Source organism: Erythrobacter sp. S158, from assembly GCF_057364915.1.
The window spans coordinates 1,176,164-1,189,344 of the sequence record NZ_CP200279.1; the positions used below are offsets into that span (position 1 = coordinate 1,176,164).

Genomic DNA, 13,181 nt, shown 5'->3' on the forward strand with positions numbered 1-13,181 from the left:
CATGCCTAAAGTCACCGTAGACGGCGAAGAACTCGAAGTCCCGGCAGGCGCTACCGTCCTGCAGGCATGCGAGATTGCGGGTAAGGAAATCCCGCGCTTCTGCTATCACGAACGCCTTTCGATTGCGGGCAATTGCCGCATGTGTCTGGTCGAGGTTAAGCCTGGACCGCCCAAGCCGCAGGCGTCCTGCGCACTTCCGGCTGCCGACGGCCAAGAAATCCGCACCGATACGCCGATGGTCAAAAAGGCCCGCGAAGGGGTGATGGAGTTCCTGCTCATCAACCATCCGCTCGACTGTCCGATCTGCGACCAGGGTGGTGAGTGCGACTTGCAGGATCAGGCTGTCGCCTATGGCCGCGGCGGATCGCGCACCAAGGAAAACAAGCGCGCGGTCACCGAAAAATACATGGGCCCGCTGATCAAGACGATCATGACCCGCTGCATCCATTGCACCCGCTGCGTTCGCTTCTCGGAAGAGATCGCTGGCGTCGACGAAATCGGCGCACTTTATCGCGGCGAGGACATGCAGATCACGACCTATCTGGAGCAGGCTGCAAAGCATGAGCTTTCTGCCAACGTGATCGATCTGTGCCCGGTTGGTGCTCTGACTTCGCGTCCCTACGCCTTCGAGGCGCGTCCATGGGAGTTGAAGCGCACGCTTTCGATCGACGTGTCGGATGCTGTGGGCGCGAATATCTCGCTGCACTCGAAGGGCCGCGAAGTCATGCGCGCACTTCCGCGCATCAATGATGGCGTCAACGAAGAGTGGCTGTCGGACAAGGGCCGCTATCAGGTTGATGGCCTGATGAAGCGCCGCCTCGACAAGGTCTTTATCCGCAAGGGCGGCAAACTTCAGGCCTCAGGCTGGAGCGAGGCTTTCGAGACGATCGCAAGCCACCTCGGCAGCGACAAGAGCTCAATTGCGGCGGTCGCTGGTGACATGGTCGATTGCGAGACGATGTTCGCAGCCAAGTCGCTTTTGAAGGCTTGTGGCTCGGACCTCGTCGAAGCACGTCAGACCGGCATGACCTACGATGTGTCGAACATTGCGGCGGTCAACTTCAATTCGACGCTCGCCGGGATCGAGACCGCCGATGCGATCCTGATCGTCGGCTCGCACATTCGCTGGGAAGCGGCGCTGGTCAACGCGCGGATCCGCAAGGCGGTGAAGCATGGCGGGAAAGTGTTCGTGGTCGGTCCTGAATGGGAAACCACTTATCCTGCAGAATTCCTTGGCGAAGATCTGAAGGTTCTCAATCGCGTACCCAAGGCTCTTGGCGATGCGATGAAGACTGCGGAACGCCCGGCTGTGATCCTCGGCGGCGCGGCATTGGCGGCAGGGGCGCTCGCACCTGCGCTCAAGCTCGTCGATAAGTTCGGGCTCGTGAAAGACGGTTGGAACGGGTTCAACGTGTTGCACATGAGTGCGGCTCGCATGGGTTCGCTGATGCTCGACTTTACGGTCGAGGGCGGGATGGCAGACATCGCCGCAGCCAGGCCCAAGGTCGTCTTGAGCCTCGGTGCGGACGAGATGGATCACGAACCGTTCGCCGACAGCCTCAAGGTCTATATCGGCCATCACGGCGACAAAGGCGCGCATGCGGCGGACATTATCCTTCCGGCGGCAAGCTATGCCGAGAAGGACGGAACCTACGTCAACACCGAGGGCCGCGTGCAGTATGCAGAAAAAGCCGTCTTCGCGCCGGGCGATGCCCGCGAAGATTGGACGATCCTTCGTGCGCTCGCCGATGCGCTGGGCGTAAGCGTCGGCTTCGACAGCTTCACCGAACTTCAGGGCGCTATGATCGCCGAAGTGCCTGAGTTCGGCGAGGAAAGCCTCGCTGATTACGGCGCGCTTCCCAAGGCTGACAGCAGCGCCAAGGCGGAAGGCACGATCAGCGCCTATCCGATCAAGGATTTCTACCTCACCAACCCCATCGCCCGTGCGAGCGCGGTCATGCAGCAATGCTCGGCTGAACTGCTCCACGCCGATGAGATCAAGGAGGCTGCGGAATGACCGAATTCTTCCAAAGCTTTGGCATGTCCTATGAGTGGGCATGGACCGTCGCCACGCTCGTCGGCATCCTCGCGATTTCGCTGATCGTGATGTTCTCGGTCGCGATGGTGATCTATGTCGACCGCAAGGTGCTCGGCGCGATCATGCTGCGCCGCGGGCCCAACGTGGTCGGTCCGTTCGGGTTGCTGCAGTCGTTTGCCGACGGGCTCAAGGTGTTCCTGCAGGAAACCATCATCCCGAGCGCCGCGAACAAGGGCATCTTCCTGCTTGCGCCGATCATCACGTTTACCGTTGCGCTCGCCGCATGGGCGGTGATCCCGTTCGATGCGGGCGTGGTGCTGGCGGATATCAATGTCGGCCTTCTATACATCCTCGCGATCTCGTCGCTTGGCGTTTACGGCGTGGTGATGAGCGGATGGGCTTCCAACTCAAAGTATCCGTTCTTCTCCGCGATGCGCGCAGCTGCGCAGATGATCTCTTACGAGGTCTCCATCGGTTTTATCCTCGTATGCGTCGTGCTGTGGGCGGGAACGTTCAACATGACCGGCATTGTCGAGGCGCAGCGTGGGCACGGCTTCGGGATCGTCAACGGGTTCTTCTTCAACCTGCTGTTGTTCCCGATGTTCGTTGTGTTCTTCATCTCGGCACTGGCCGAAACAGCACGCGCACCCTTCGACCTGACCGAGGCGGAATCCGAGCTCGTTGCCGGCTACCAGACCGAGTATTCGAGCATGGCCTTCGCCCTGTTCTGGCTGGGCGAATATGCGAACATCCTGCTGATGTGCTCGCTGTGCACGCTGCTCTTCATGGGCGGATGGCTGCCCCCGATTGAGTGGGCACCGCTCTATTACGTGCCGGGCATCGTGTGGTTCTTGCTCAAGACCTTCTTCTTCTTCCTGCTGTTCAGCTGGATCTGGGCGACCGTGCCGCGTTACCGCTATGACCAGCTGATGCGGCTTGGCTGGAAAGTGTTCCTGCCGATGAGCCTGCTCTTCGTGGCGGCGATCAGCGGATACCTGATGGCGACCGGCCACTTCACCGGTCCGGCACCGCTTGTCGACCCGGCCAGCGTTGCACCTGCTGATTTCGTCGAAACCCAACCGGCAGCACAACCAATTGCTGCGAGTGAAGCATCATGAGTACCGCAACACAGCTCCTCAAATCGTTCACCCTGTGGGAGTTCCTCAAGGCTCACAGCTTGACCTTGAAGTACTTCTTCAAGCCCAAGGTGACGATCAATTATCCTTTCGAGAAGTCGCCGCTCAGCCCGCGTTTTCGCGGTGAGCACGCGCTGCGTCGTTACCCTAACGGCGAAGAGCGTTGCATCGCTTGTAAGCTGTGCGAAGCGGTGTGCCCCGCGCAGGCAATCACGATTGAAGCAGAGCCGCGCGAAGACGGCAGCCGCCGCACCACGCGCTACGACATCGACATGACGAAATGCATCTATTGCGGCTTTTGCCAGGAAGCCTGCCCGGTCGATGCCATCGTCGAGGGTCCGAATTTCGAATATGCCACCGAAACTCGCGAAGAGCTGCTTTACGACAAGGCGAAGCTGCTCGCGAATGGTGACAAATGGGAACGGGCCATCGCGGCCAATCTTGAAGCCGACGCACCCTATCGTTAAGGGCGCGCTCAGCGGAAAACGGGGATCATGATTCAAGTTCTTGCCTTCTACCTGTTCGCAGGGCTCGTCATCGCGAGTGCGGTCATGGTCATCATGGCCCGTAACCCGGTGCACAGCGTCCTGTGGCTCATCCTCTCGTTCTTCAACGCGGCAGGCCTCATGGTGCTCGTCGGTGCCGAGTTTATCGCGATGCTGCTGGTGATCGTTTACGTCGGCGCGGTCGCGGTTTTGTTCCTGTTCGTGGTGATGATGCTCGACATCGACTTTGCTGCAATGCGCGCTGGTTTCATCAAGAATTTCCCTTTGGGAATTGCGGTTGCGCTGATCCTGCTGGCTGAGCTTTTCCTTGGCCTTGGCGCTTATGGCGCAGGCGGTATCGAGCTTGGCACGCCTGACGGAACCGCAGCGGAGCGCGGCGATGTCAGCAACATTCAGGCTATCGGTGCTCTGCTTTACGGGCGCTACATCGTGCTGTTCGAAATCGCGGGGATCATCCTGCTGGTTGCGATGATCGGCGCGATCGTCCTCACCCACCGCGAAGCCAAGCCGGGTGCGCGCGGTCGTCAGGACATCGGCAAGCAGATCCGCCGCCGCCCCGAAGAGGCAACCGTCATGAAAAATCCCGAATACGGGAAGGGGGTCGAGCTGTGAGCATCGGCATCGAACATTACCTAGTCGTAGGCGCGATCCTGTTCGTGCTCGGCGTGCTGGGTATTTTTCTCAACCGCAAAAACGTGATCGTCATCCTGATGGCGGTCGAACTGATCCTTCTAAGCGTCAACATCAACCTTGTCGCGTTCAGCGCGTTCATGGGCGATCTCGTGGGTCAGGTCTTCGCAATGATGGTTCTGACAGTCGCTGCGGCAGAAGCGGCGATCGGGCTCGCAATCCTTGTCATCTACTATCGCGGACGCGGCACCATCGCGGTCGACGACGTGAACCGGATGAAGGGATAAGCACCGGTGGCAACGCAAATCCTCATCATCGTTTTCGCGCCGTTGCTGGCGTCGATTATCACAGGGCTGGGCAACCGCGCGCTGGGCAACACCGTAACCAAGTCGATCACGACCGGTGCGCTGTTCCTTTCCGCGATCCTGAGCTGGCCGATCTTCATCGGTTTTCTGACCGGCACGCAGACAGCCGAAGTCGTACCCGTCCTACAATGGGTGCAGTCGGGCGACATGAGCTTCGACTGGGCGCTGCGCGTCGATGCGCTGACCACCGTCATGCTCGTGGTCATCAACAGCGTCTCCGCCCTCGTGCACCTTTATTCCTGGGGCTACATGGAGGAAGAGCCGGATCAGCCGCGGTTCTTCGCATATCTGTCGCTCTTCACCTTCGCGATGCTGATGCTCGTGACTGCCGACAACCTTGTCCAGATGTTCTTCGGATGGGAAGGGGTTGGCCTTGCGAGTTACCTACTGATCGGTTTCTGGTTCAAGAAGCCGTCCGCCAACGCCGCTGCGATCAAGGCTTTTGTGGTCAACCGTGTGGGCGACCTTGGCTTCATGCTCGGCATCTTCGGGACCTTCCTGGTATTCAACACCACTTCGATCCCTGAGATTCTCGATGCAGCGCCCGCGATGAGCGGGACGACCATCACCTTCCTTGGCATGCGCCTCTATACGATGGATATCCTGTGTATCCTGCTGTTCATCGGTGCGATGGGCAAGTCAGCACAGCTTGGCCTGCACACCTGGTTGCCTGATGCGATGGAAGGTCCGACCCCGGTGTCGGCGCTGATCCACGCAGCTACCATGGTCACCGCGGGCGTGTTCATGGTCTGCCGCCTTTCGCCGATGTTTGAAACCGCGCCGACCGCTCTAATGATCGTTACCGTGATCGGTGCCGCCACCTGCTTCTTCGCAGCCACGATCGGCACGACGCAGTGGGACATCAAGCGGGTCATCGCTTATTCGACCTGTTCGCAGCTGGGATACATGTTCTTTGCAGCGGGCGTCGGCGCATATGGCGTCGCCATGTTCCACCTGTTCACGCACGCCTTCTTCAAAGCGCTACTGTTCCTTGGTGCAGGCTCGGTCATCCACGCGATGCATCATGAGCAGGACATGCGCTATTACGGCAACCTGCGGAAAGAGATCCCGGTCACTTTTTGGGCGATGATGGCGGGCACTCTCGCGATTACCGGTGTCGGTGTGCTCGGCGTTTTCGGTTTCGCAGGTTTCTATTCGAAGGACGCCATCCTTGAGGCGGCCTGGGCGCGCGGTACTGGCGTTGCACAGTTCGCATTCTGGGCAGGCGCGATCGCAGCTCTGCTGACAAGCTTCTACAGCTGGCGTCTCATGTTCCTCACCTTCTGGGGCAAGCCGCGCTGGATCGAGAGCGAGCATATTCAGCACTCGGTACACAAGACGCCTGAGGAAGCTGGCGAAGACACCACCGGTGGCTATCATCCTCATGAAAGCCCGATCACCATGCTCGTTCCGCTCGGTCTGCTGACTGTAGGTGCAGTGTTTGCTGGCTATGTTTTCAAGTATCCGTTCATCGACGGAGCATCAGACGCTGTGAACGGCGCGTTCTGGGGTGGATCGATCTACTTCAACGAAAACCTCGTCCACGCGCTTCATGCCGTACCGCTGTGGGTCAAGCTGACCGCGACGGTCGTGATGATTGTCGGCTTCATCGGCGCCTATGTCGCTTACATCGCAAAGCCCGACATTCCCGCGAAATTTGTCGGCACGTTCGGTGCGCTGCACAACTTCGTGTTCCGCAAGTGGTACTTCGACGAGCTCTACCACGCGATCTTCGTCAAGCCTTCCTTCTGGTTCGGACGCCAGTTCTGGAAACTCGGCGATGTCGGCACGATTGATCGTTTCGGGCCCAACGGCATTGCCGCCGTCGTCCAGCGCGGCTCTGTCGCCGCCAAGTCGATCCAGTCGGGCTATCTCTACACTTACGCGCTGATCATGCTTCTCGGCCTGATCGCCGCTGTCACTTACGTGCTGCTCTAGGGGTCATTGAGAGCAATGGATTTTCCCATCCTCACCACCATGATGCTGGTGCCGCTCGCTGGAGCGATTGCCTGCTTGTTTGCAGGAAATGCTTCCCGCGTGATCGCGCTCGGCGCAACGCTCGTGACCTTTGGTCTGGGCGTGATGCTGTGGGCCAACTACGAGATCGGCGGCGCTCAGTGGCAGTTTCAGGAAAGCTACGAGCTTGTCGCCGGCTTCTCCTACGCGCTCGGGATCGACGGCATCGCCTTGATGCTCATCATGCTCAGCGTCTTCCTGATGCCGATCTGCATCCTTGCAAGCTGGGAAGGCATCACGAAGCGCGTTGGCGAATACATGGCCGCCTTCCTGTTCATGGAAGTCCTCATGATCGGGACATTCGCTGCGCAGGATATCTTCCTGTTCTACATCATGTTCGAGGCGGGCCTGATCCCGATGTACCTGATCATCGGTGTCTGGGGCGGCGATAACCGGATCTACGCGTCGTATAAGTTCTTCCTCTACACGCTGCTTGGCTCTGTGCTGATGCTGGTCGCGATGTTTTGGATGGTTGCCGAAGCGGGCACGTCCTACATTCCGGCACTCATGGAGTATCCGTTCCCGGGCGGAGCGCAGACTTGGCTATGGCTAGCATTCTTCGCGAGCTTTGCGGTGAAAGTGCCGATGTGGCCGTTCCACACCTGGCTTCCCGATGCTCACGTTCAGGCGCCGACCGCGGGGTCGGTGATCCTTGCCGGCGTGCTTTTGAAGCTTGGCGGGTACGGTTTCATCCGTTTCAGCCTCCCGATGTTCCCGGAAGCCAGCGCTGATTTCGCATGGTTCGTCTTCATCTTGTCGATGATCGCAGTGGTCTACACCTCGCTCGTCGCGCTGGTTCAGGCGGACATGAAGAAGCTTATCGCCTATTCCTCGGTCGCTCACATGGCGATCGTGACCGTCGGCCTGTTCGCATTCAATGTTCAGGGGCTTGAGGGCGCGATGATCGTCATGCTTTCGCATGGCCTAGTGTCGGGCGCGCTGTTCCTGTGCGTAGGCGTGATCTACGACCGTCTGCACACCCGCGAGATCGAGCGTTACGGCGGCCTGTCGATCAACATGCCGTATTACGCGATCTTCTTCCTGCTGTTCACCATGGCCTCGATCGGCCTGCCGGGCACGAGCGGCTTTGTCGGCGAGTTCCTCTCGCTTGCGGGCATCTATCAGACTTCCAGCCTTGTGGCGCTGATCTGCACCACCGGCATCATCCTTGGCGCTGCCTACATGCTTTACCTTTATCGCCGCGTCGCTTTCGGGGGGCAGAAGAACCCCGATGCGGCTGCCATGTCCGACATTACCGTGCGCGAGTGGGCCATGATGGCACCGATTGCCGCCGTGGTTCTGTGGATGGGCGTCTACCCTGAGAGCTTCCTTGCACCGATGCGCGCCGACATTGCCGCGCTCGATGCGCAGATTGCTGTGGCGGCACCGGCGAGTGATGCTGACCTAGCCGCTGGCGATCCGCGTGCGGAGGCAGCCAACGCCATCGAGTACGATCACGGCGAAGGGGAGGGTCACTGATGATCGACTTTGCATCCTCTTTCGCGCTGGTCATGCCCGAACTGCTGCTGACGGCAGCAGGGCTCATCCTCTTGCTGGTTGCGGCTTGGGGCGGGGACAAGCTTGCTCGCCCGGTCACGATCCTTGCTGTCTCCGCGCTGTTCGGTGCTGGAGTTATGACGGTTCCCGGCCTTCACTTCGGCGTCGACGGGGCGGACTCATACGCCTTCGGCACGCTGATGAAGGTCGACAGTTTCGCGCTGTTCTCGAAGGCGCTGATCTATCTGGCGGCCATCGGCTGTCTGATTGTCGCTCCTGCATTCTTCAATTCAGCCGCAGCTGGGGCGGAGCGCGGTCTTCGCGCCGAGTATCCGGTGCTGGTCCTGTTCGCGACGCTCGGCATGAGCATCATGGTGTCTGCCAGCGATTTCATGACGCTGTATCTTGGGCTCGAGCTCAATTCGCTCGCAGCTTATGTGCTGGCGTCGATCCTTCGCGCGGACCAGCGTTCGGCCGAAGCGGGCCTCAAATACTTCGTTCTCGGCGCGCTTGCCTCGGGCATCCTGCTTTATGGAATGAGCCTTCTCTACGGCTTCACCGGCGGCACCGACTTCGCAAGCGTTCGTGCTGGCCTCGAAGGTGAGCTTTCAACCGGGCAGCTGTTCGGCCTGATCTTCGTGATGGCAGGCCTCGCTTTCAAGATCGCTGCTGTGCCTTTCCATATGTGGACGCCTGACGTTTACGAGGGCGCACCGACTCCCGTTACGGCGTTCTTTGCCACCGCTCCTAAGGTCGCCGCATTAGCCCTGACGGCTCGCGTGGTGTTCGAAGTGTTCGGCGGCCAGGTGCTCGCGTGGCAGCAGATCGTGATGTTTGCAGCGCTGGCCTCGATCGTGTTCGGCGCGCTCGGCGCCATCGGTCAGGAAAACTTGAAGCGCCTGCTCGCCTATTCTTCGATCAACAATGTCGGCTTCATCCTGCTTGGCCTTGCCGTGGCATCGCCAGCGGGGGCTAGCGCGATGCTGATCTATCTTTTCATCTATGTCGCGATGAGCCTTGGCAGCTTCGTTGCTCTGCTCATGCTGCGTAGCGAAGACGGGACCCTGTTCGAGACATTTGGAGACATTGCAGGCCTCGCCGTCACGCGTCCTGCGATTGCGTGGTGCCTCTTGCTACTGATGTTCAGCCTTGCCGGCATTCCGCCGCTGCTTGGCTTCTACAGCAAGTTCGTGGTCTTTCAGGCGACTGTGGAGGCCGGTCTGGTGGTCTTCGCAGCCATCGCTATCGCAGCAAGCGTGATCGGGGCGTTCTACTACATCAAGTTCGTCAAGGTGATGTTCTTTGATGAGCCTGCCGGCGTCGTCACCGGGAAAAGCGGAAACGCGCACTGGGTCCTGCTAGCCATCACCGCTTTGATTATCTCGCCGCTCGGCTATCTGCTGACGCCGTCGCTGACCGATCTTGCGGACAAGGCTGCGCGCGCGCTCTTCATGGCGGTCTGATCGGACAGGCTGGTTTGATCCGATTCATCGAGGAAACCGGCTCTACAAACGCCGATCTCGCAGCCTCCTTGCGTTCTGCGTCTACACCCGCAGAGGGGCATTGGTTGGTCGCGCGTCGACAGACGGCGGGCAAGGGGCGCCAGGGACGTGAGTGGTTCGATGGAGCGGGCAATTTCATGGGCTCGACCGTTGTCCCCATTCGCGATGGCGATCCTCCACCGGCCTCGCTCAGCTTTGTTGCGGCGCTCGCCGTGGCTGATGCCATCCATGAAAGTGTTGAGGGCACAGTCCGCGCCGAGCTCAAGTGGCCCAATGACGTGTTGGTGAACCGCGCGAAGGCGTCTGGCATCTTGCTTGAAATGGTCGAACGGAGCGTTGTCGTCGGCATCGGGGTCAACCTTGCAAGAGCTCCTAGCCTGCCGGACCGTGAGACTGCGGCTCTTGCAGATTTTGGGCGAGCACCAACCGTCGAAGCCTTTGCCGCCGAGCTCGCTAGTCGTTTCGCTCTCTATGTTACAATCTGGCGCGCCACCGGCCTTGGAGCAGTCCTGCGCGCATTCACTGATGCCTCGATCCACCAAAGCGGCGATCATGTCCGAGTGCATGATGCCGATGGTTCACGGATCGAAGGCGCCTTCGCCGGGCTTGACCCATCGGACGGCGCGCTCAAGCTGAACTTGGCGGATGGCTCCGAACGTGTCATTCGGGCGGGCGACATTACCTAGAGGAGAGCAGGGCCCATGCTGTTGGCGGCCGATGTCGGAAACACCAATGTTGTTTTCGCCCTTTTTGAGACGGACGGGGAGGGTGGTTACGTCTGCCCGCCGCGCGCTCGATGGAGGATTGCGACCGATCCGCGGCGCACCGGCGATGAATATGCTGTCTGGTTGCTGCAATTGCTCACCATCGAGGGCGTGAGCCGCGATAACATCACTCAGATCGTTTACGCATCGGTCGTACCGCGCGCCGACCATAATCTCAGCGTGCTGTCGCAGAAGTACTTTGGCATAACCCCGCTCAAGGCAGGCGAGGGCGATGCTGCCTGGAAGTTTGAGATAGACGTCGATCAGCCCAGTTCGCTGGGTGCGGACCGGGCGCTCAACATCCTTGCTGCGCACCAGAAATATGGCGGTGATATCATTGCAATCGACTTCGGCACCGCGACCAAATTCGAAGCGATTGATTTCAACGGCACTTACAAGGGCGGTTCGATCGCGCCCGGCATCAATCTCTCGCTGGATGCGCTCGTCGGGAAGACCGCAAAGCTTCCCCGTATCGCCATCCGCTCGCCCGAAAGCACCAGCGTCATCGGCCGCAACACCGAAGACCAGATGCTGATCGGCGTTTTCTGGGGCTATGTTGCGATGATGGAGGGGATTGTCGCGCGTATGAAGAAAGAGATTGGCCGCCCGACCAAGGTTGTAGCGACCGGCGGGCTCGCTATCTTGTTCGACGAAGCGACCGACATCTTCGATATCGTTGACGCTGATCTCACAATCGAAGGGCTCGCCATCCTCGCCCAGCAGGCGAGCGAATAAGCTCCCTTTCCAGATAACAAAGAGAATTCGTGAAAAAGAACTACACTCCTGAAAAGGAACTGCTTTTCCTGGCCCTTGGTGGGTCCGGTGAGATTGGGATGAACGTCAACCTTTATGGCTGCGACGGCAAGTGGCTGATGGTTGATCTGGGGATGACCTTTTCAGGCGGCGAGTATCCGGGCGTCGACCTTGTTTTTGCTGATCTGGAATTCATTGAAGAGCGCACCAAGGACTTGCTTGGGATCGTCCTTACGCACGCGCATGAGGATCACATTGGCGCTGTTCCATACTTTGCTGGCGAGTTGGGTGTGCCGCTCTATGCGACGCCGTTCACGGCTGATCTGGTTGCGCGAAAGCTTGAAGAAGCAGGCTTGCTCGGCAAGGTCGAACTCAACATCATCGAGGAAGACCACGGTCAGTTCGACATCGGACCTTTCTCTGTCACTTACCTCCCGCTTGCCCATTCAATCGCGGAAGGCAACGCGCTGCTGATCGACACGCCGTATGGCCGCGTGTTTCACACTGGCGACTGGAAGCTCGACGAGGACCCAATCATCGGAGAACCGACCACCGAAGCAGAATTGCGTGCGATCGGTGAAGAGGGCGTGCTCGCATTGGTCTGCGATTCCACCAATGTGTTCAATCCCAAGCCGTCAGGTTCCGAAGGCGCCGTGCACAAGGGGCTCATGGAGGAAATCGCGGTTCACAAAGGCAAGCGCGTGCTCGTCACGACCTTTGCAAGCAATGTCGCGCGGTTGCAGACGCTTGGCGAAGTGGCGCGCGAGACGGGCCGACAAGTGTGCGTTGCTGGCCGCTCGCTCGATCGCATTATCGAGGTCGCTCAAGACAACGGCTATCTTCAGGACTTTCCGGAAACCGTCGACTTCGACACCGCCATGAGCCTGCCGCGGGGCGAGGTCCTGATCCTCGCAACCGGGGGACAGGGAGAACCGCGTGCCGCCTTGGCCCGGATTGCGGATGACAACCACCCGCTAGAACTGGTGCCTGGCGACGTGGTGCTTTTCTCATCTCGCCAGATCCCCGGCAATGAAATCGCCATCGGCAAGATGCAGAACCAGTTGGCTGCCAAAGGGATCACGATGATCACTGATCGGCAGAGCCTCATTCATGTCTCTGGCCATCCGGGACGCCCTGAGCTTGAGGCGCTTTATGACTGGCTCAAGCCAGAAGTCTTGGTACCGGTGCACGGTGAAATTCGCCACATGGCTGAACAAGCTCGTCTTGGAAAAGCTTGCGGCATCCCCGCAGGCGTCGTCCAGAAGAATGGCGATGTGGTTCGTCTTGCTCCGGGCCAGCCGGGAAAGATTGCTGAAGTGCTCAGTGGACGCCTTGTGCTTGACGGAGATATCATTGCGCCCGCCGACGGAGAGGCAGTCACCACGCGACGCCGCTTATCCTTTGAAGGGCTGGTGGTTGTGGTACTCGCTCGCGGACAGGTGCCGGTGGTCGAACCAATCGGTCTGCCTCTCGACGAGGACCTGCCTGAGTTTATCAAGGAGACGCAGGAAGATATCCTCAAGGCAATCGGGAAGCTCAAAGGCCGCGACGCCAACGACCCTGCCGCAGTTCACGAAGCGGCTCGTCTTGCTGCACGGCGCGCAGCCCGTCGATGGTCTGGCAAGAACCCGCAGGTTCGCGTGATCATGCCAGGTCTCGGCGCGCCGGAGGCGAATTGATGCAGTTGACCTCGATCCTTGCGATCTACTTCCTGTTCTGGGTGATGAGCGCTTTCATGCTCCTCCCATTCGGCGTGCGTACGGCGGATGAGGAAGGCATCGAGAAGGTGCCCGGACAGGCTGAAAGCGCTCCGACCAACTTCAGGCCGGGACCGCTGGTGATCAAGGCCACGATCATCGCGAGCGTGTTGACCACACTGTTCGTGCTCAATTTTGAGTATGGCTGGCTGTCTGCCGAAGATCTCGACATATTTCCTGAACCACCGGCCCAGATCGGACCGCGCGACTAGGCGTA

12 protein-coding genes are annotated in these 13,181 nt (G+C 59.5%); all 12 read left to right on the top strand.

The genetic code is table 11. From position 1 onward, the window contains the following. Position 1 precedes the first annotated feature (1 nt). From nuoG to AC0V6T_RS05945, 12 genes are read left to right on the top strand one after another with little or no spacing between them, the layout of a single operon-like run. Positions 2 to 2,017: an NADH-quinone oxidoreductase subunit NuoG gene (nuoG, locus tag AC0V6T_RS05890; RefSeq protein WP_486125142.1), complete on the top strand. Its 2,016-nt coding sequence runs from the start codon at positions 2 to 4 to the stop codon at positions 2,015 to 2,017. After that, entirely contained in the window at positions 2,014 to 3,156 is a 1,143-nt protein-coding gene (gene nuoH, locus AC0V6T_RS05895) for an NADH-quinone oxidoreductase subunit NuoH (protein WP_486125144.1), read from the top strand. The genes nuoG and nuoH overlap by 4 nt, the downstream gene beginning before the upstream one ends. Next, positions 3,153 to 3,641 (top strand): NADH-quinone oxidoreductase subunit NuoI, encoded by a 489-nt coding sequence (gene nuoI, locus AC0V6T_RS05900; protein WP_007164311.1) that lies wholly within the window; start codon positions 3,153 to 3,155, stop codon positions 3,639 to 3,641. The genes nuoH and nuoI overlap by 4 nt, the downstream gene beginning before the upstream one ends. A 27-nt stretch (positions 3,642 to 3,668) precedes the next feature. After that, on the top strand, positions 3,669 to 4,292 hold the full coding sequence (locus AC0V6T_RS05905) for an NADH-quinone oxidoreductase subunit J (RefSeq protein WP_007164310.1): 624 nt from the start codon (positions 3,669 to 3,671) through the stop codon (positions 4,290 to 4,292). Further along, positions 4,289 to 4,597, top strand: coding sequence for an NADH-quinone oxidoreductase subunit NuoK (gene nuoK, locus AC0V6T_RS05910; RefSeq protein WP_007164309.1), 309 nt, complete (start codon positions 4,289 to 4,291; stop codon positions 4,595 to 4,597). The genes AC0V6T_RS05905 and nuoK overlap by 4 nt, the downstream gene beginning before the upstream one ends. A 6-nt stretch (positions 4,598 to 4,603) precedes the next feature. Beyond that, on the top strand, positions 4,604 to 6,613 hold the full coding sequence (gene nuoL, locus AC0V6T_RS05915) for an NADH-quinone oxidoreductase subunit L (protein ID WP_486125148.1): 2,010 nt from the start codon (positions 4,604 to 4,606) through the stop codon (positions 6,611 to 6,613). Positions 6,614 to 6,628: 15 nt separating this feature from the next. After that, positions 6,629 to 8,170 (top strand): NADH-quinone oxidoreductase subunit M, encoded by a 1,542-nt coding sequence (locus AC0V6T_RS05920; RefSeq protein WP_486125150.1) that lies wholly within the window; start codon positions 6,629 to 6,631, stop codon positions 8,168 to 8,170. Positions 8,171 to 8,172: 2 nt separating this feature from the next. Beyond that, a complete protein-coding gene (nuoN, locus tag AC0V6T_RS05925) occupies positions 8,173 to 9,651 on the top strand; it encodes an NADH-quinone oxidoreductase subunit NuoN (protein WP_486128513.1) in 1,479 nt (492 codons plus the stop codon). 14 nt (positions 9,652 to 9,665) lie between these two features. Then, positions 9,666 to 10,376, top strand: coding sequence for a biotin--[acetyl-CoA-carboxylase] ligase (locus AC0V6T_RS05930; RefSeq protein WP_486125152.1), 711 nt, complete (start codon positions 9,666 to 9,668; stop codon positions 10,374 to 10,376). 15 nt (positions 10,377 to 10,391) lie between these two features. Continuing rightward, positions 10,392 to 11,189, top strand: coding sequence for a type III pantothenate kinase (locus AC0V6T_RS05935; protein WP_486125154.1), 798 nt, complete (start codon positions 10,392 to 10,394; stop codon positions 11,187 to 11,189). 29 nt (positions 11,190 to 11,218) lie between these two features. After that, positions 11,219 to 12,886, top strand: a complete 1,668-nt coding sequence (locus tag AC0V6T_RS05940) for a ribonuclease J (protein ID WP_486125156.1) — start codon at positions 11,219 to 11,221, stop codon at positions 12,884 to 12,886. Beyond that, complete coding sequence (locus AC0V6T_RS05945) at positions 12,886 to 13,176, top strand: DUF1467 family protein (RefSeq protein ID WP_486125158.1); 291 nt, start codon at positions 12,886 to 12,888, stop codon at positions 13,174 to 13,176. The genes AC0V6T_RS05940 and AC0V6T_RS05945 overlap by 1 nt, the downstream gene beginning before the upstream one ends. The last annotated feature ends 5 nt before the right edge of the window (positions 13,177 to 13,181 follow it).